Raw genomic sequence first — 18085 nt, 5'->3', positions numbered from 1 at the left:
CATGACCCCTTGATTTGCATGGTTACGGAACCCCGTGAGTAAGATGGCGTGCGAAAGACAACAATATAAGGAGAGGCCATGGCATCCGGCAATAAGCTCGTCATTGTTGAGTCGCCAACCAAGGCAAAGAAGATCGGCGGGTACCTGGGCAAGGGCTACACGGTCATGGCCTCGGTGGGCCATATCCGCGACCTGGCCCAACCATCGCAGATCCCGGCCTCCCAGAAGAAGGCCTACGGCAAGTTCGGCGTAGACGTGAATGATGGCTTCAAGCCCTACTACATCGTGGACGATAAAAAGAAACACACGGTCTCCGAGCTCAAGAAGGCGCTGAAGAACGCCGACGAGCTTTATCTGGCCACTGATGAGGATCGGGAGGGGGAGGCCATCGCCTGGCATCTGGTCCAGACCCTTAAACCCAAGGTTCCGGTAAAGCGCATGGTCTTTCACGAGATCACCCCAGAGGCCATCAAGAATTCGCTCAAGCACACCAGGGACGTGGATGCCCACATGGTCGATGCCCAGGAGACCCGCAGGGTGCTGGATCGCCTCTATGGCTACGAGCTTTCACCGGTGCTCTGGCGCAAGGTGGGTCCGGGACTGAGTGCAGGGCGTGTGCAGTCTGTGGCGACTCGGCTGATTGTGGAGCGCGAGCGTGAGCGCATGGCCTTCGTCAAGGCCTCCTACTGGGATCTGCTGGCGCGTCTGGTGCAGGAGGATGCCGGGGAATCGGCGTCGCCAGGTGGTTTTCACGCCCGAATGATCAGCCTCGGGGAGCAGCGGCTGGCGGTTTCCAAGGATTTCACCTCCAAGGGTCGACTGACGGAAGCGGCCGCCAAGGAGCAGGTCCTGCAGCTGGATGAGCAGCATGCTCGAAGCCTGGCTGAAACGCTGAAGGATCAGGACTTCACAGTGACGGGTATGGAGACCAAGCCTTACCGTCGGCGTCCTCAGCCCCCCTTCACCACGTCTACCCTGCAGCAGACGGCCGGCAATCGGTTAGGTATGAGTTCACGAGCCACCATGCGGGCTGCCCAGGGGCTCTATGAGAACGGGTTCATCACCTACATGCGTACCGATTCGGTCACTCTCTCCCAGGAGGCCATCGCTGCTGCCCGCAAGGGAGTCGAGCGTGAGTATGGGGCCGAATACCTTTCGGACGAGTCCAAACAGTATGTGACCAAGACTGCTGGCGCCCAGGAGGCCCACGAGTGCATTCGGCCCGCCGGTTCCACCTTCCACAGGCCTCAGGATCTTGCCGACCGTCTGGCCCCTGACCAGCTCAAGCTCTACACCCTGATCTGGCGGCGCACCCTGGCTTCGCAGATGGCCGACGCCACCGGGTCCACAGCCACTATCCACCTGTCGGCGCAGGCTGGCAAGGAGGGTATGGCCCTCTTCCAGGCTTCAGGTACTGTCATCAAGTTCCCCGGGTTCCTCAAGGCCATGGGTGGCGGTGCAGGCTCTGAGCAGAACGATGAGGACTCTTCCCTGCCTCCGGTCCAGCAGGGTGACGTGCTTCGTGCTGCCTCTGTCGATCCCGAGGGCCATGAGACCCAACCACCTGCGCGTTACACTGAGGCCTCTCTGGTCAAGACCCTGGAGGCCAAGGAGATTGGCAGGCCTTCCACCTATGCCAGCATCATTTCGACCATCATCGACCGCGGATACGTCTACGAGCGTGGCCGTGCACTGATTCCCTCCTGGTTGGCCTTTTCGGTAGTCAGATTGTTGGAGACCAATTTCCCCAAGTACGTGGATTACCAGTTCACGGCGCAGATGGAGAACGGCCTGGATATGATCGCCCATGGCAAGGAACGAGGCAAGGACTGGCTGACCCGGTTCTACTTCGGTTCGGGCCCGGGCGCTGCCCAAAACGCTGACCAGGCCCATCAGGGCCTACAGGAGCAGGTGGCCCAGCTAGGGGACATCGACGCCCGCAAAATCAATACCATCGAGATCGGTGATGGCCTGCAGGTGAGGGTCGGTCGCTACGGTCCCTATCTTGAGGATACGGCCGACCTGGATGCCGACGGAAACCCCAAGCGAGCCTCGTTGCCGCCCACCATGGCTCCGGATGAGCTGACAGTGGCGGCGGGTCATGAGCTGATTGCCGCAAATGCCGGCGGTCCCCGTCAGCTGGGAAAGGATCCGCAGACCGGCGGTCGGGTCGAGGTGCGCAAAGGTAGATTCGGTCCCTATGTGGCTCTGATCAGCCCTGAAGAGGAAGCAGCAGAGCAGAAAAAGCCGACTGGCAAGACTGCACGGACGGCCAAGCAGACTGGTCCTAAGCCCAAGATGGCCTCGCTATTCAAGACCATGGATCCAGACACGGTCACCCTGGAGGATGCTCTGAAGCTGCTCAGCCTGCCTAGGACGGTGGGCAGCATCGAACTGACCGATGCCAAGACGGGAGAAACCAGCCAAGCCACCGTCACGGCCAGCAACGGCCGTTACGGCCCCTATCTGACGGCCACTAAGGCCGACGGTGGCACCGAGACGCGTTCGCTGACCGACGAGGGGCAGATTTTTACTATCGACCAGGCCGGGGCCAAGGTCCTCTTCGACCAGCCTAAGTACGGACGACGTTCCCGGAGCGCTGCCAAGCCTCCTCTCCGTGAGCTGGGTACGGACCCTGACAGCGGCAAACCCGTCACCATCAAGGATGGGTTCTACGGTGTCTACATTACCGACGGGCAGACCAACAGGACCCTGCCCAAGCAGTACACGGCCCAGTCCATCGAGCCGGAGGTGGCCTTCCGTCTACTGGCAGAGAAGCGCGCGGCCGGACCCACCAAGAGGCGTGGCAGGACCACCCGCAAGTCGACTGCACGAAAGTCGGCGTCCAGCAAAACTACGGCTGGCAAGTCGGCTACCCGCGCTCGCAAAACCACAAAGAAGACAAAGACTTCCAAGACTTCCAAAACTACGGAGCGTCAGGCATGAGCGATGGTTTGTTCATTTCCTTCGAGGGCGTGGATGGTGTAGGCAAAACCACCCAGGTCCAACAAGCACACAACTATCTGCAGGAGCGTGGCTTGCGATCTCTGGTCACCCGCGAGCCAGGCGGCACCCCCGTCGGATTGACCATACGGGAACTCGTTCTGCATGGATTGGCCGCCTTCCCCTCGGTTGCCGTGACCGGAGGTACCGATGTGGTTGACGCCTCCGACGATCTTGCCCCCAGGACCGAGGCCCTGCTCTATGCGGCGGACCGGGCTGAGCATGTAGCCCAGGTGGTGCGTCCGGCTCTGGAACGCGGAGACATTGTGCTCTGCGACCGTTACTTGGATTCCTCATTGGCTTATCAGGCCGGAGGCCGTGATCTGTCAGTGGATGTGATTCGTCGGTTGAGCCTGTGGGCCAGTCAGGACCTTCTGCCCAAGCGCACCTACCTGCTGGACGCGGATCCGTCACAGTCCAAGTCGCGTCTGGATCATGAGCCCGATCGGTTGGAATCGGCTGGCGACGACTTTCAACAGCATGTGCGTCAGGCATTCCTGCAATTGGCGCAGAGGGAACCCGACCGGTTCCTGGTTATCGACGCCACCCAGTCCATCGAGCAGGTCTGGCAGATCATCCAAGACGATTTGGACAAGTTAGTCGAAGGGCGCGAGCCAGATCTGCCGCAGGTCGACGATGATCTTCCAGATGTCGATGATGAGAATGATGACACTGGTGCTCAGGACGATGCCGACAAGGATGAATCGGCTGCAGGATATGAGGACGATGAGCAGGCTACCGAGACGGATTGGACTGAGTCTGCGGATACGTCTGATCAGGATGACCAGTCCATGGAGGCAGGAACAGCCGGCGGGGATGCTGACGACGATTCGGCCCCTGTGGGCTCCCGCGCTCGCTGGTTGCTCCGGCCCCGGCTCTTGCGGAAGACCCGATGAGCGTCTGGGATGCCATTGTGGGTCAGCAGCCCACGGTCGATTTGCTCAAGCGGACGGTGGCCGCTCAGGCGCAGGGGCATGACGAGGTTGCGCAATCCTGGCTGATTTGTGGTCCTCCAGGATCAGGGCGATCCAATCTGGCCCGAGCTTTCGCGGCGGCCCTGATCAGTCCTGACCAGGGATTGAGTGACCAGCCCACCCGCGTCACTCAGCAGGTCTTGGCCGGAACCCATCCGGATGTGACCGTACTATCAACCAATAAAGTCACCATCGGTATCAACGAGGTCAGGGATCTGATCATGACCTCGGAGCAGATGCCCTCAACCTCACGCTGGCGGGTCATCATCATTGAAGATGTGGACCGGATGCTGGAGCGAACTACCAATGTGTTGCTCAAGGAGATCGAGGAGCCGGCCGAGCATACCATCTGGCTTCTGTGCGCACCCAGCGCCCAGGATGTGCTGCCCACCATCCGCTCACGGACGAGGGTGCTCAACCTAGCGGTGCCATCCAACACCGCAGTGGCGGATTTCCTGACTGATCAGGTGGGGGTGGACCGGCCTCTGGCCGCCAAGGCCGCTCGTCTGGCTCAGGGACACATCGGCATCGCTCGTCTCTATGCCACCAGGGATCAGGTCCTGGCTGACCGTGATGAGCTGGTGGTGGGCCTGCTGGGGCTGCGGCGCGCTTCGGATGCTGTGATTCTGGCTGGTCGGGTGGTTGATGCGGCCCGGGATCAAGCCACCGCCACCGTGGACGATGAGGTGGCCAAGGACGAGCGGGAGTTTCGGCAGATCAACGGTCTCAGAGACAAGGAACGCATTCCCCGGCAGTTGCGTGGAGCCTACCATGCATTGGGGGGCAAGGATCAGGTCCGCCGACGGGTTACCAGACTGACCCGGGACGTGCTGGACCGCAACCTGAGTACCCTGGCCAGCGTTTACCGGGATGTGGGTGTCCTGCAGAACGGTGCCGAAGAGAAGGCTGGCTTGGTCAATTTGGAGAATCGGGCGGCTATTGCTGATCTGTCCGTCAGACTCTCCAGACAGGGGGCCATTGACCGTATTCAGCTGATTGCCCGAGCTCGCAGGAGGCTGGCTGCCAACGGTTCGCCGCTCCTGGTCTTCGAGGCGCTCTTCTGCACCCTGCTGGTCTGAGTACGAACCTAACTGTTTATCAGGCGAAAGTGCCCGGCGAGGTCATGTCGCTGCTGCCAATTCTTGGCGACCAGGTCGATTCCCTGCATTCAAGCGCTGGCGGCAGAGCCACGTGGGAGGGCAGAATGGACTGTCCCTTGACGTCAACCAGCCGCAGTGCCTCCTGGACAATGTCGTTCAGGGGAGCCTTGACTGCGGTCAAGGTCGGACTGCTGATCAGACAGGCTGGGCTGTCCACGAAGGTGGCCACCTTGACTTGGTCGGGAACCTGGAACCCCAGTTGGTCACAGGCCACCAGAGCGCCCAGGGCCAGCGAGTCGTCCCCGCAGATGATGGCATCGGGACGGTCGTTTCCCTCAGCGAGCATGGTCATGACGGCATCATGGCCGCGGCGCATGCTGCAGGGGCCGAACTGGATCCAGTCCGGCTGAGGCGTCATCCCTAGGGTGTTGGTCAGAGTGGAGAAGGTCGTGAAGAGCTCAGTGGCCGCACTGGTGTTCAGTTCTCGGCTTAGATAGGCCACCGAATGCGCGTTCTGCTCGGCCAGGTGGGCGATGATCAGCCGCATGGAGGCCGCCTGGTCCATGCCGACCCAGCTGGTGTGGTAGGAGAGCGGTCTGCCACCGACCTGGACGATGGGCAGTCCGGACGGCAGGTCGACGGGCATACCGACCGGATCGTCGTCCAGCGAAGGAACGATGATGATTCCTTCGACTTGTCGGGCTGCCATGGACCTGATGGCCGCCTCTCGTTCCTGATCGCTCCTGACGGATATGACCAGCAAATAGCGGCCCTGTTCTGTCAGCCTCCTGCTGAGCAGATCCAGGATGGACCCGTCTATGCCCGTGGAAGTGCCGCACAGGATCAGCCCTATGGTTCTGCTGCGGTCTGATCGGAGGGTGCTGGCAGCGAAGTTGGCCGAGTAGTTGAGCTTTTCGGCAGCAGCTCTGACCCTGCGGCTGATGTCGTCGTTCTTGCGTCTATGACCGGAAAGGACGCGGGACACGGTCGCCGTCGAAACTCCGGCCAGGGCTGCGACGTTGGCAATGGAAGGCTTATTGTCCGCCGTGTGTCCCATCGTTTCCCTCGAAGGCTCTTTCCGTCGATGTCGACTACAGCTAGCGGCGGGTCACTCGGCCTGGGTCAGCTTAGTGACCAGGGAGTCGGCTACGGACTCGGCTTCGTCGCCCTCGACAGTCACAGTGACCTTGTCGCCCTTAGCGATGCCCAGGCTCATGACCATCAGAATGCTGCCGGCGTCTACGGGATTGCCCTCGCCCTTGGCTATGGTGACCTTGCAACCGCTGGATGCGGCGGCCTGCGAGAATTCCGAAGCAGGCCTGGCATGAATGCCGACCGGGTCGGTGATGACAGTGGAACGTTGCGCTGTTGCCATGGTGATCATCTCTCCTGAATATATGGCCGATCTTGTCGAACCGGCATGTCTAGTGGTGGATACGCTGGATATCCTACCACTGCAGAAGGGAAATTGCAGAAAACGATTACCGTTGAAAAACGAATGAATATGTGTATACTGAACATCGTTGCATGAAGAACGTTTCCACTGCCGATGTTCAGTCCGCCTCAGGGGCGGCTCGCGTGCAGTGGCCAGGCACTAAGGAGTGCGACATGGAGATCCAAGGCGTGGGCATTGGCCGCGGCGTCGCCGTTGGCCCGGTTATCCATATGGCGGCCGGACTGGACGTGCCCGGCGATGAGGCGAGACCTGAGAACCTGACGGCGGATGCTGAATTCGGCAGGGTCGAATCCGCTCTGGCATCGGTCAACAAGGACCTGCTCGCGCGCGCCAAGGCCGCCCAAGATGGGCAGGGGGCCAAGGACGCTGCTCCGATTCTGACAGCCCTGGCCCAGATGGCCCAGGACCCGGCTCTGAAGACCTCGATTCGATCTTTGCTTGACGGTGGCAAGACCGCCGAGCGTTCCGTCTATGAAGCCTTTGCCGACTTCGAGGAAAAACTCCAGGCAATCGGCGGCTACATGGGGGAGCGGGCCAACGATCTGCATGATGTTGGCCAGCGTGTCATCGCCCATCTGCTCGGTGTCCCGGCACCGGGCGTGCCAGAAAGCGACAAGCCATTCGTCCTGGTCGCCCCTGACCTGTCTCCGGCCGACACCTCCAGCTTGGATATGACCAAGGTTCTGGCCATTGTCACCATTGAGGGCGGTCCGACCAGTCATACCGCCATTCTGGCCCGGTCCAGGGGAATCGTCGCCGTCGTGGGCGCTCAGGACGCAGCCGGGCTGTCCGACGGACAAACGGTCATCGTTGATGCCGCTGCCGGCAAGGTGACGGCTGATCCTACCCAAGAACAGATTGAGAAAGCTGAGCAGGCCCGTCGCGAAGCGGATCAGGCCAAGGCTTTGCGGGGCCGCCCAGGCCAGCTCAAGGACGGAACATGGATTCCCCTCCTGGCCAATGTCGGCAAGCCTGCGGATGCCGATCCTGCCCTGGAGTATGGAGCCGAAGGGGTTGGACTCTTCCGCTCGGAGTTTCTCTTCCTGGGCAACGAGCAGGCGCCCGGCGTCGAGGAGCAGGCCGAGGCCTATCGCGCTCTTCTTGAACGCTTCCCTGGTCGCAAGGTGGTCATCCGCCTGTTGGATGCCGGTGCTGACAAGCCGCTGCCCTTCCTGACGCAGGCCGACGAGCCTAATCCTGCCTTGGGGTTGCGTGGTCTGCGCACGCTCAAGGTCCACAGCCAGGTTCTGGAGGATCAGCTGGAGGCCCTTGCCCGGGCCGATGCCGAGACCAATGCCGACCTATGGGTCATGGCGCCAATGGTCGCCGACGAACATGAGGCTGACTATTTCGTCCGTTTGGGCAAGAGCAAGGGGCTCAAGCGCGTGGGTGTCATGGCCGAGGTTCCTTCGATTGCACTGATGGCCGACAAGGTGGCCAAGGTGGCCGATTTCGTCAGCATCGGCACCAACGATCTGACCCAGTACACGCTGGCCGCCGATCGCACCTTGGGTTCGGTCGCCTCCTACCAGACCGCCTGGCATCCTGCCGTCCTCAGGGCCATCAAGCTCATCGCTGATGCCGGTCAGGCCAATAACATGCCTGTCGGAGTCTGCGGCGAGGCGGCTGCCGATCCTGACCTGGCCGTGGTTTTGGCAGGCATCGGCGTGACCAGCCTGTCCATGACCCCGGTCGCCCTGGATGACGTTCGCGCCGAACTGGCCAAGCACACCATGGAGGAAGCCAAGGCGCTCGCCGCCAAGGCTCTGGACGGAGAGTTCTACCATCCCCAGGGGTGGTGAGCAGCCGGCCGGATTTGTGCAAATCCATCGGATCCGGTGCAGTCGATCAAGTCAAACAGCACGAGCAAGGAGCAGACATGACGGATTTCCAAGCCTTCCTTCCCGACACATCCTTCGCCCTGGATGTACCGGCATCTGACTGGCGGGATGCCATCCGCAAGGCAGGCGACAGGCTGGTGGCATCCGGGTTCACCACAGATGCCTACACGGACCAGATGATCGAGACCGTCGAGAAGATGGGTCCCTACATCGTCATCGCCCCCGGTTTGGCTCTGGCTCATTCCCGGCCCAGCGAAGCGGTCCTGGGAACTGGCCTGAGCTGGGTAAGGCTGTCCACACCTGTTGAGTTTGGCAACAAGGCCAACGATCCGGTCTCCCTGGTAATCGGCCTGGCCGGACGGGATGAGCAGGAGCACCTGCAGGTGATGTCCGCCATCGCCGGTGCTCTGACCGACGCGAAGAAGACCGAGCAGCTGGCCAAGGCAGGCACACCTGACGAGGTTCGCGCCATTCTCGAATCGTGAGGAGGACCCGCTTTTGCGGATCCCAGCATGGCAAATACAAGAAGCAGTAGAAGCAAACAAGGAACAAAGGAGCAACTCATGGATATTCTCTGTGTATGTGGCAACGGCATCGGCACTTCGGTTCTGCTCAAGGTCAACGTCGAGCAGGTGGCATCGGAGCTGGGCATGGATGTGACTGTGACCACCTCCGACGCGGGCAGCGCCAAGGGCACGGCCAACATGAACGACCTGGTGCTGACTTCGCCTCAGCTGGCGCCCGAGCTGGAGGGGACCACCACTCCGGTCGAGACCGTCCAGAACTTCATGGACAAGGACGAGATCAAGGGCATCCTGGAGCAGTACGCCGACTGATGTGTCCGGCGGACATTCATCATCGCCAGGCCGATGGAATACCCGCTCTTTAACTTGACAACAAGAGAGAAATAGTAAGGACAAACAATGAATGTCTTCCTTGCGGTGCTGAACTTCATCAGCCAGGAGATTCTGAATGTGCCCGCCTATCTGATTGGCATTGTGGCGGCCATCGGCCTGATCGCCCTGAAACGGAGCGCGGGCCAGGTCATTTCGGGCGCCCTCAAGGCGGCCATGGGCTATCTGATTCTGGGCGCCGGCGCCACCGTGGTGACCAACGCCTTGGATCCCTTCGGCAAACTGGTCTTCAAGGCCACTGGCGCCCACGGAGTCGTCCCCACCAACGAGGTGATTGTGGCCCAGGCCTCCAGCCAGTTCGGCGCAGCCTCCGCCTACATCATCGTGCTCAGCTTCATCGTCATGATCCTGCTGGCACGGTTCACCCCGCTCAAGTACGTCTTCCTGACCGGCCACCATATGGTCTTCATGTCAACCCTGCTGGCCCTGGTTCTTTCGATCGGGTTCGGCAAGGGCAACAACCTGCTCATCGTGCTGATTGGCTCCCTGCTCATGGGCGTGATCATGGTGGCCATGCCCGCTTTCGCCCAGCCGTACATGAACCGGGTGACGGGCAGCGACAAGCTGTCCATCGGCCACTTCAACACCTTGGGCTACGTGGTTTCGGGCGCGGTCGGCAGCGCCGTGGGCAAGAAGTCGCGTTCCACCGAGGATATCGACTTCCCCAAGGGGCTGAGTTTCCTGCGTGATTCCATGGTCTCCACCACCCTGCTCATGGTCGTCCTCTACCTGGTCTTCGCCGTCTGGACCGCCTTTGTGGTGCCGGCCAAGGCCGCCTTCGCCGTCTTCCCCTCCCATCCGGCCAACTGGGGATCCTTCTTCATGGCCGCCTTCGCCCAGGCCCTGCAGTTCGGTATCGGCGTGAGCATCATCCTCTACGGCGTCCGTATCATCCTGGGTGAGCTGGTGCCTGCCTTCCAGGGCATCGCCAACAAGGTAGTCCCCGGCGCCCGTCCCGCTCTGGACATCCCCATCGTCTTCCCCTACGGTGCCAACGCATCCCTGATTGGCTTCCTGGCCTCCTTTGCCGGTGGTCTGGTGGCCCTGGTCATCATCGCCGTCTGGCTCGGGCCCGTCTGGGGTCTGGCCCTGATTCTGCCGGGCATGGTGCCCCACTTCTTCGATGGCGGCGGTGCCGGTGTCTTCGGCAACGCGACCGGCGGCCGCATCGGGGCTGTGGTCGGCGGCTTCATCAATGGTCTGTTGATCACCTTCCTGCCGGCCATCCTGATGACGGTTCTGGGCAGCTTCGGCCTGTCCAACGCCACCTTCGGCGATGCCGACTTCGCCTGGTACGGCACTGTGGTTGGCAAGCTGTCCCAGCTGGGCATCCCTGTTGGGGCCGTGGTCCTGGTGATTCTGGCAGTGGTGATCTTCGCCCTGGCCTGGGTCTGGCAGGTCAAGGTGGTCAACACCGGATGGCTGCCTGCCGCCAAGCATGCTGAGTTCATCGCCAGCGTCGAGGCTGAAGAGAAGGAGGCCAAGGCTCAGGCTCGTGCAGCCGCCAAGGCCGCTCGTGCACAGGCCAAGGCCGCAAAGGCCGAATAGGCATGCACAATCTCGCCGTATAAGCGCCGGGAGAAAGGTCTTGCTGATTCCTTTCTCCTAGTCCGATTTAGAGTCGCCCGGATCGTTTCCATGTGGAAGGATCCGGGCGGCTCTTGCGCTTTTTGCGCAGGGTAGTGGAATTTATCGTGCGGGGTGCTGTTTGCGGCCGGTTTCACGGAAGAACTTGACCTCGTCGACTGGGCGGGCGAGAATCGAATCATGAGGATTATCACTGATTTCGGCACTATTCCCGATCGGTACGCCAAGCGCGCCCCTCAGTCCCTTACCCGCAAGGGACGTCCTGTAGTCTCCTTCCCCTTCCGGCTCGAGGATGTGCCCCAGGAGGCCCGCTACCTGCACTGGATGCTGGTGGATCCTGATTCCGTGCCCGTGTGTGGCTTCCCCTGGATTCACTGGTCCCTGGCCAACCTGCCCATCGAGGCTTTGCGTTCCTTGCAGCCTGAGGGGACCGGAAGCTCCGTACTGGCGATTCCTGAGGACTTCTCCAGAAATCTGTCTGATCTGATTCCCGGTGTGCCCCAAGGGCGCACCTCGGCAGCCTCGCCCCTGGTTATGGAGGAGGAGATTGCCGACGACTCCGCCGTGCTTATGCGTTACAACGGCCCCACGCCTCCGGACAGGGTTCATGACTATGTGCTGTCGGTCTGGGCCACACAAGAGGTCTTGCCCGGCCTGGAGGAGGGGTTCTGGCTCAATGCCCTGGCCCATGCCATCCATTCCGCTCAGCCGGTGGTTGCAGCAGCTCAGGCCTGGCTGCCAGCTGATGCCTGACCCGGTTGGGACGGTCAAGCACTAGAGTGAGGCCATGCCCCAAGTGCGCAGACAGCCGTCATCCCTGCCTGCCCACGCAGTCGGGTGTAAAGGCATCCCCCGACTTCCGGACTGGTGATGACAGTTGACCACGACCAGACAAAGGAAGACGCTTATATGCCCTGCACCACGCTTCTGATAGGCAAGAATGCCAGTTACGACGGATCCACCATCATCGCACGGGATGAGGATTCGTCCAACGGAGAGTTTCGTCCCAAGCGCTTCGTATTAGTCGCTCCTGACCAGCAGCCGCGGCACTACCACAGTGTGATCAGCCACCTGGAGATAGATCTGCCCGACGATCCCATGCGCTATACCTCGGTGCCCGATGCTTTGCACAATCAGGGGCTCTGGGCTGCCGCAGGCGTCAACAGCGCCAATGTGGCCATGTCAGCCACCGAGACCATCACCACCAACGAACGTGTACTGGGTGCAGATCCGCTGGTTGAGCCCACACCCGCCCAGGGCCGTCCCGGGGATAAGGACTACCTGGCCGCAGTGCCCGGAGGCATCGGCGAGGAGGACCTGGTCACCATCGTCCTGCCTTATATCCACTCGGCTCGGGAAGGCGTCCAACGGCTGGGCTCCCTGCTGGAGCGCTACGGCACCTATGAGATGAATGGCATCGCTTTCAGCGACGTGGACGAGATCTGGTGGATGGAGACTGTGGGTGGCCACCACTGGATTGCCAAGCGCGTGCCTGATGATTCCTATGTGACCATGCCCAACCAGCTGGGCATCGACGAGTTTGATTTGGACGATGCCTTCGGAGACCAGACCGACCACCTTTGCTCGGCCGACCTGCGGGAGTTCATCGCCGACAACTACCTGGACCTGTCCGTGGAGTCAGCTTCGCCCTTCAATCCGCGTGATGCCTTTGGATCCCACAGCGACTCGGACCATGTGTACAACACGCCTCGGGCCTGGTACATGCAGCGTTTCCTCAACCCCTATGACGAGATCTGGGACGGGCCGGACGCCGATCACACTCCCACCAGCGATAACATCCCTTGGTGCCGCCAGCCTGAGCGGCTGATTACCGTGGAGGATGTCAAGTACTTGCTCAGCTCTCACTACCAGGGCACACCCTACGATCCCTATGGGCGGACCGGCGACGAGCACACCAAGGGGCTCTACCGCCCCATCGGCATCAATCGCAACGACCAGCTGTCCCTGATCCAGCTGCGCCCCTACCAGCCTGAATCCTGCCGGGCCATCCAGTGGATTTCATACGGGTCCAACGCCTTCAATGCCCTGGTTCCCTTCTATGCCAATGTGGATCGTACGCCCGACTATCTGGCCAACACCACGGGCCGGGTTTCCACCGACAGCCTCTACTGGTCCGACCGTCTGATCGCCGCCTTGTGTGACTCGGCCTTTGCCGGCACTCTGGCGGCAGTCGAACGTTACCAACAGGGCGTTGGCGCTGAGGGTCATCGCATGATTGCCGCCACAGATGAACAGGTGGCCCGCTTGGAAGGTGCCGATAAAGGCACTGACAACCCCGAGGTTCGCCAGGTGCTGGAGGCTGCTAACAAGGACATGGCCGACCTTCTGCGCAAGGAAACCGACGACCTGCTGAGTCAGGTGCTCTACACGGCCAGCATGGGCATGCGCAATGGCTACCATCTGTCCGACAACTGAGCCATCCGATTGACAAGGATCATAAAGGAGGAGAGCCTCATGACGGGCTTCGACGATTACGTCAGGCCATACGGTCTGTTTGACAAGATCGATGCCTTCGGCTACCTGAAGGATCTGCAGGATCATCCGGATATGCCGCGCAAGCATGGCCGGGTGCTGCTTGTTACCGCAGACACCCCGCTCAAGGCTTCGCGAGGGGAGGGCAAGACCACCACCACCATCGCGCTGATCGACGCCCTGCGCGCCCGGGGAGTGGATGCCGCAGCTGTCCTGCGTCAGCCCAGCATGGGCATTACCGCTGCCGGTTCCAAGGGTGGCGCCTCTGGTGGGGGCAAGTCCTCCCTGACCCATCCTGAGCTGGTGGACTGGGGCCTGTGCGGGGAGATGGCGGCCATTGAATCCGCCCAGAACCTGCTGGTCTCCTTTGCAGAGAAGGCTGTGGACGAGGGTCGGTTGGACACCGTCCTGGTGCCTAGGGTCAGCGAGGTGCCTTCGCGGTCCCTGCGCCAGATCACCGTGGACCGCGGCAAGGGCGATCTGCCTGAACGGACCGTGTTGACGCCCACCTGTGAGCTCATGCAGATCGTAGTGCTCTCCCGGAGCATGGAGGAGATCAAACGGCGCGTGGCCGCCATGGTTGCGGGGACCTTGGATGGCCGTCCCGTCACCTTCGGAGAGTTTGTGGACCTGTGGCGGATCACTGGCATCCTGACTGATGCGGTCAAGCCCGCTTTCACCCAGACCCTGGAGGGTTCTCCGGTCTACGTGCATGGGGGGCCATTCGCCAACGTCTCCATCGGCATTCCCAGCCTGGTGTCCGTGGAGATGGCCTGCGCCCGGCATGATGTGGTCGTCGTCGAGGCGGGCTACGGAGCCGATGCCGGCGCCCAGAAGTGGCTGGACATCGCCGCCCGCGAGTATGGGGCCCAGTGGCCGGCCGCCGCCGTGGTCGTCACCCGTGCCACCACCTGGCGGGACGATCCCAAGCTGAGCTGGCGTTATCCCTTCCACGTGCACCGTCTTGAAGGACTGGGTATCCCCACCTTTCCTCTGATCAACCTCTGGGAGGGCGAGGACGACCAGGTGGATTCCTTGCGGGAGACCGCCGACGGCCTGGGCTTCCGCAGGCCTATCGCGGGCAACCTCTTCCGGGACGGTGGCAAGGCCCTGGAGTCTCAGTTGGATGATTTGATCGAGGCCCTGCAGGAACCCGTGAAAGCCCAGACGGATACAGCCAGCCTGCATGATATGTCCGTGCCGGATCGGATTCGCTGGATCGCCAAGAGCGCTTACGGGGTACCGGCTGATCGGGTCGTTGAGCGTGAGGGCTTCCAAGACAGCCTGCAGGCAGCCTCTGACCTGTGCAGCAAGGCTGGCATTTCCCTCGAGGATCTGGTCGTAGTGGCGGTCAAATCTCCGGCTACCATGACCGACGATGACCGGGCCGACCAGGACAAGCGCACAGTCACCCTGAAGAAGGTCGAGGCCCATACGGGTGCTGGCCTCCTGCAGGTGAATCTGACCACTTCCCTGACCACGCCCATGCCCAAGATCGTCTGAGCAGGCCATGCATATGGATTCGGCAGGCCTGTGACGCGCCGTGTTGCGGGCCTGCCGAAACCGTGTATAGTATCTACTTGGCTCTTGAAAGTGCCCTGCCCCTATAGCTCAGTTGGCTAGAGCAGCTGACTCTTAATCAGCGTGTCCGGGGTTCGAGCCCCCGTGGGGGCACAGAGTCAAAGCCCTACAGCCGCAAAGGCTGCGGGGCTTTTCCTTTATCTACGCCAAGGCCTACAAGTTCCAAAATGTATACTCAACGTATACTAAATTGCATCGGATTATTCCGACACTCCCGGAGCACGAAAAAGCCCCGCCGAAGCGGGGCTCGAAGATCGTCCCTTAATCGATGAGTACGTTTCCGCGTCGCCGGCCTGCCTGCTGTTTTCCTTGGCTAATGATCTTAACCCCGGCACACCGTTCCGTGCATGCTGAGCATAAAACCTGCAAGAACAGAAGCCGTTCATTTCTGACTGGTAGAAGGGTATGCGAGCCTTGCGCTGGTAATAGGAATCCTCTGCTGTCTGCAGGGGTAGGGGGGGGGGTTAAGCTACCGCCTCCATAGTTGCTGGCTTGATTGTGTGGAGGCTGATCGCTTATTCGAGCGATCCCAGCGACCCCGGTCTGAATCCGTATGTGACCTGTTACCGCGCTCACCTCGCCGGATTTTGCCTGTGCCAGGGGCCCGGGTCTTAGTCAAAGACTCGGAATATGGTGCCTGAACAATATGACGTTTGAACACGCACGTTTAGACATCATATTGTCATGTTGTTATAATGTTTGCGGAATTCGAGGTTGAAGTTCCGGGGAGGTATTCTCCCACGATCATTCGCTCCGAAGCGGATGGGCTTCATCGTATGCGAGGAGGCAAATTGCTGAACGAGTATTTCCCGGAAGGCACCGTCATGTATAGGGACGGCGTAGCCGGTTGGGAAGAAGCGGTGGACGTGGTCACTGGTCCGCTGGTTGATCTTGGAAGGATCAAACCCTCTTATGTCGATGCCATCAAGGCTTCGATACGCAAACCAGGCGGCACCTATATTGATCTGGGTCAAGGCATTGCCATGGCTCATGCCAGGCCCGAGGCAGGCGTTGTGACCACCTCTCTATCGGTGCTGAAGGTTGGCAGTCCCTTCCTGTTGGCCGATTCTCAGGACCACCCGATCAGCACGCTCTTCTGCCTGGCTGCGCAGGACTCGAACAGCCATCTAAGCCTGATGCAATCGCTGGCGACCTTCCTGAGTGACGCGAAGAATCAGGAACGGCTGGGCAAGGCCGCGAACGTTGAGGAATTGAGGACGATCCTCGAGGAAGAAAGGTAATCAACATGAAGATTCTGACGGTTTGCAGCACTGGACTGGGGTCGAGCTTCATTACCCAGCTCAATATTGACAAGGCGCTGAAAGAGCTTGGCGTGACTGGGGTCGAGACCAACCATAGCGATCTGGGTTCGGTCAACAAGGGCGATGCCGATATTATTTTTGTCGGGCGTGACATCGCTGATGCTGCCAAGGATCTGGGAGACGTAGTCGTTTTGAACAGTCTGATCGACATGAATGAGATCAAAGAAAAGCTTGCCGAGGCCCTGAAGCGCCATGGCATGGATGTTCCTGAAGGGGGGCAGACGGCATGAACGGGGTATTAAAAGTCCTTTTGGACATTTTCCGACAACCTTCCGTCATCGTCGCGCTGATCTCCCTGCTCGGCCTGACTCTGCAACGCAAGTCTGCCACGGATGTCATGAAGGGGACCATACGGACGTTCGTGGGCTTTCTGGTCCTGGCCGCTGGCGCTGGCGTGGTGACCAACGCATTGACCCCCTTTGGGGATATGTTCCAGCATGCCTTCCATGTCCAGGGCGTTGTTCCCAATAACGAGGCCATAGTCGGCACGGTACTGGTCAAGTACGGATCCGTAGCTGCACTCATCTTCTTCTTCGGAATGATTGTCAATATCATTCTTTCTGCAACGTCATATTTCAAATATGTTTACCTATCAGGACACGTGGCCTTCTATATGGCCACGATGATAACGGTCATCTTCGTGGCGGCCGGTTTCTCCACCTGGCAGACCCTGCTTTGGGGTTCAATCGCTCAGGGCCTGGTTGTGACCCTTTCGCCCGCAGTCGTGCAGCCTTTCATGAAAAAGGTGACTGGCACCGATGATGTGGCCCTGGGCCACACCGGCGGCTCGGGCATTGCCCTAGGTGGTCTGGTGGCTACGCTCACCCGTAGTAAGAAGCATCCCTCCAAATCAACTGAGGATATCAACTTCCCCAAGAACCTGGGCTTCCTGCGCGATACAACAGTCATCGTGGCCCTGTCCATGGCTGTGATCTATGTCATCGTGGCGCTCTTCGCCGGCCCCGCCTATATCGAGAGCAAGCTCAGCGACGGACAGAACTTCATCGTCTATGTGGTCTTGCAGGCCGCCACTTTCTCTGCCGGCGTCTACATCATCCTGGCAGGTGTTCGTGTGGTCCTGGGAGAGATTGTTCCTGCCTTCAAGGGCATCAGTGAGCACCTGGTCAAGAACGCCAAGCCTGCACTGGACGTTCCCGTCACCTTCACCTTCGCTCCTAACGCCGTTCTGATTGGGTTCCTGTCCAGCTTCGTCGGCGGCATCGTAGGCATGGCCATCATGGCCCTGGCCGGAACCACCGTCATCATTCCCGGTGTCGTGGCCCACTTTATGACCGGCGGTGCTACGGGCGTGATCGGCAACGGTGCGGGTGGTCGGCGTGGAGCCATTCTCGGTTCCTTCGTCAACGGCCTGGCCATAACCTTCCTGCCGCTCCTGCTTCTGCCGGTGCTGGGATCTGTAGGCAAGGGCGCCGCCACATACTCGGATGCCGATTTTGGTGTGGCCGGCATCTTCCTGGGCTACCTCAACAAGGCTGGCGGCCAGATTGCGATCATCGTGGGAATCATTGTTGTGCTGATCCTGGTCTATGTGGTCTCCTACTTCATGAACAAGCGCAAGAAGACCATTGCCGCTGCAGCTGACTCGGCTGACAAGGCCAAGGCCGTCGCCTGAATTGAATCCCCTGTCCAATCTGAAGCCGGCAGGGACAGCGGTAGAGAGGGGTCATGGGACTAACGGACTTTTCAATATCAGTTCCATGACCCATCCGTAGCCGGAGAATATTGCTGCTTGGCTCCTGTATTGGGCAGAAACAGGTAGGGGCTTTTACAATCATTGAAGGCAGCAGGCCTCC

At 60.4% G+C, this 18085-nt stretch carries 14 protein-coding genes, 1 tRNA gene and 1 pseudogene; 14 read left to right on the top strand and 2 right to left on the bottom strand.

Annotation, left to right across the window (positions count from 1 at the left end; genetic code table 11):
• The first annotated feature begins 78 nt into the window (after positions 1–78).
• The 3 genes and pseudogenes from topA (at position 79) to ACVWNW_RS03930 (ending at position 5056) form a co-directional block, all read left to right on the top strand.
• Positions 79–2946, top strand: a complete 2868-nt coding sequence (topA, locus tag ACVWNW_RS03940; protein WP_454483147.1) for a type I DNA topoisomerase — start codon at positions 79–81, stop codon at positions 2944–2946.
• Positions 2943–3596 (top strand): annotated as a pseudogene (gene tmk, locus ACVWNW_RS03935) (dTMP kinase); the annotation flags it as partial. The gene topA and the pseudogene tmk, both read left to right, overlap by 4 nt.
• 299 nt (positions 3597–3895) lie before the next feature.
• Complete coding sequence (locus tag ACVWNW_RS03930) at positions 3896–5056, top strand: DNA polymerase III subunit delta' (RefSeq protein WP_110425876.1); 1161 nt, start codon at positions 3896–3898, stop codon at positions 5054–5056.
• A gap of 19 nt (positions 5057–5075) precedes the next feature.
• On the opposite strand, the gene ACVWNW_RS03925 is transcribed toward ACVWNW_RS03930, so the two are convergent.
• The gene (locus ACVWNW_RS03925; RefSeq protein ID WP_198208009.1) at positions 5076–6134 is read right to left on the bottom strand and encodes a LacI family DNA-binding transcriptional regulator; all 1059 of its coding nucleotides are present in this window, start codon (positions 6132–6134) and stop codon (positions 5076–5078) included.
• A 51-nt stretch (positions 6135–6185) separates the two neighbouring features.
• On the bottom strand, positions 6186–6452 hold the full coding sequence (locus ACVWNW_RS03920) for an HPr family phosphocarrier protein (RefSeq protein ID WP_121912993.1): 267 nt from the start codon (positions 6450–6452) through the stop codon (positions 6186–6188).
• 233 nt (positions 6453–6685) lie between these two features.
• On the opposite strand from ACVWNW_RS03920, the gene ptsP reads away from it, so the two are divergent.
• The 11 genes from ptsP (at position 6686) to ACVWNW_RS03865 (ending at position 17904) form a co-directional block, all read left to right on the top strand.
• Positions 6686–8335 carry a phosphoenolpyruvate--protein phosphotransferase gene (gene ptsP, locus ACVWNW_RS03915; RefSeq protein ID WP_198208235.1) on the top strand — a complete coding sequence of 550 codons (1650 nt, stop codon included), beginning with the start codon at positions 6686–6688 and terminating at the stop codon, positions 8333–8335.
• Positions 8336–8412: 77 nt separating this feature from the next.
• Positions 8413–8859: a PTS sugar transporter subunit IIA gene (locus ACVWNW_RS03910; protein WP_046323446.1), complete on the top strand. Its 447-nt coding sequence runs from the start codon at positions 8413–8415 to the stop codon at positions 8857–8859.
• A gap of 78 nt (positions 8860–8937) precedes the next feature.
• The gene (locus ACVWNW_RS03905; RefSeq protein WP_024626949.1) at positions 8938–9210 is read left to right on the top strand and encodes a PTS sugar transporter subunit IIB; all 273 of its coding nucleotides are present in this window, start codon (positions 8938–8940) and stop codon (positions 9208–9210) included.
• An 87-nt stretch (positions 9211–9297) separates the two neighbouring features.
• Positions 9298–10836 (top strand): PTS ascorbate transporter subunit IIC, encoded by a 1539-nt coding sequence (locus ACVWNW_RS03900; protein ID WP_121912909.1) that lies wholly within the window; start codon positions 9298–9300, stop codon positions 10834–10836.
• 219 nt (positions 10837–11055) lie between these two features.
• Positions 11056–11628 (top strand): YbhB/YbcL family Raf kinase inhibitor-like protein, encoded by a 573-nt coding sequence (locus ACVWNW_RS03895; protein ID WP_454483143.1) that lies wholly within the window; start codon positions 11056–11058, stop codon positions 11626–11628.
• Positions 11629–11784: 156 nt separating this feature from the next.
• Complete coding sequence (locus ACVWNW_RS03890) at positions 11785–13311, top strand: C69 family dipeptidase (RefSeq protein WP_198191268.1); 1527 nt, start codon at positions 11785–11787, stop codon at positions 13309–13311.
• 39 nt (positions 13312–13350) lie between these two features.
• Positions 13351–14871 (top strand): formate--tetrahydrofolate ligase, encoded by a 1521-nt coding sequence (locus ACVWNW_RS03885; protein WP_454483141.1) that lies wholly within the window; start codon positions 13351–13353, stop codon positions 14869–14871.
• A 97-nt stretch (positions 14872–14968) separates the two neighbouring features.
• Positions 14969–15042 (top strand) — tRNA-Lys (locus ACVWNW_RS03880).
• Positions 15043–15644: 602 nt separating this feature from the next.
• Positions 15645–16190 (top strand): PTS sugar transporter subunit IIA, encoded by a 546-nt coding sequence (locus ACVWNW_RS03875; RefSeq protein WP_255297779.1) that lies wholly within the window; start codon positions 15645–15647, stop codon positions 16188–16190.
• A 5-nt stretch (positions 16191–16195) separates the two neighbouring features.
• Positions 16196–16501 carry a PTS sugar transporter subunit IIB gene (locus tag ACVWNW_RS03870; protein WP_454483138.1) on the top strand — a complete coding sequence of 102 codons (306 nt, stop codon included), beginning with the start codon at positions 16196–16198 and terminating at the stop codon, positions 16499–16501.
• Positions 16498–17904 (top strand): PTS ascorbate transporter subunit IIC, encoded by a 1407-nt coding sequence (locus ACVWNW_RS03865; protein ID WP_198208018.1) that lies wholly within the window; start codon positions 16498–16500, stop codon positions 17902–17904. Before ACVWNW_RS03870 ends, ACVWNW_RS03865 begins: the two co-directional genes overlap by 4 nt.
• The last annotated feature ends 181 nt before the right edge of the window (positions 17905–18085 follow it).

The organism is Bifidobacterium sp. JNUCC 75 (genome assembly GCF_054819865.1).
The sequence above is the reverse complement of the archived record's forward strand: the minus strand, read 5'-3'. Positions and strand labels throughout refer to the sequence as shown.

What these genes read in the sequence shown, in the direction of transcription:
- ACVWNW_RS03930 (WP_110425876.1), top strand. Translation starts at nt 3,896, where the DNA reads ATGAGCGTCTGGGATGCCATTGTGGGTCAGCAGCCCACGGTCGATTTG.
- ACVWNW_RS03870 (WP_454483138.1), top strand. Translation starts at nt 16,196, where the DNA reads ATGAAGATTCTGACGGTTTGCAGCACTGGACTGGGGTCGAGCTTCATT.
- ACVWNW_RS03910 (WP_046323446.1), top strand. Translation starts at nt 8,413, where the DNA reads ATGACGGATTTCCAAGCCTTCCTTCCCGACACATCCTTCGCCCTGGAT.
- ACVWNW_RS03925 (WP_198208009.1), bottom strand. Translation starts at nt 6,134, where the DNA reads ATGGGACACACGGCGGACAATAAGCCTTCCATTGCCAACGTCGCAGCC.
- ptsP (WP_198208235.1), top strand. Translation starts at nt 6,686, where the DNA reads ATGGAGATCCAAGGCGTGGGCATTGGCCGCGGCGTCGCCGTTGGCCCG.
- ACVWNW_RS03920 (WP_121912993.1), bottom strand. Translation starts at nt 6,452, where the DNA reads ATGGCAACAGCGCAACGTTCCACTGTCATCACCGACCCGGTCGGCATT.
- topA (WP_454483147.1), top strand. Translation starts at nt 79, where the DNA reads ATGGCATCCGGCAATAAGCTCGTCATTGTTGAGTCGCCAACCAAGGCA.
- ACVWNW_RS03890 (WP_198191268.1), top strand. Translation starts at nt 11,785, where the DNA reads ATGCCCTGCACCACGCTTCTGATAGGCAAGAATGCCAGTTACGACGGA.
- ACVWNW_RS03885 (WP_454483141.1), top strand. Translation starts at nt 13,351, where the DNA reads ATGACGGGCTTCGACGATTACGTCAGGCCATACGGTCTGTTTGACAAG.
- ACVWNW_RS03895 (WP_454483143.1), top strand. Translation starts at nt 11,056, where the DNA reads ATGAGGATTATCACTGATTTCGGCACTATTCCCGATCGGTACGCCAAG.
- ACVWNW_RS03875 (WP_255297779.1), top strand. Translation starts at nt 15,645, where the DNA reads ATGTTTGCGGAATTCGAGGTTGAAGTTCCGGGGAGGTATTCTCCCACG.
- ACVWNW_RS03900 (WP_121912909.1), top strand. Translation starts at nt 9,298, where the DNA reads ATGAATGTCTTCCTTGCGGTGCTGAACTTCATCAGCCAGGAGATTCTG.
- ACVWNW_RS03865 (WP_198208018.1), top strand. Translation starts at nt 16,498, where the DNA reads ATGAACGGGGTATTAAAAGTCCTTTTGGACATTTTCCGACAACCTTCC.
- ACVWNW_RS03905 (WP_024626949.1), top strand. Translation starts at nt 8,938, where the DNA reads ATGGATATTCTCTGTGTATGTGGCAACGGCATCGGCACTTCGGTTCTG.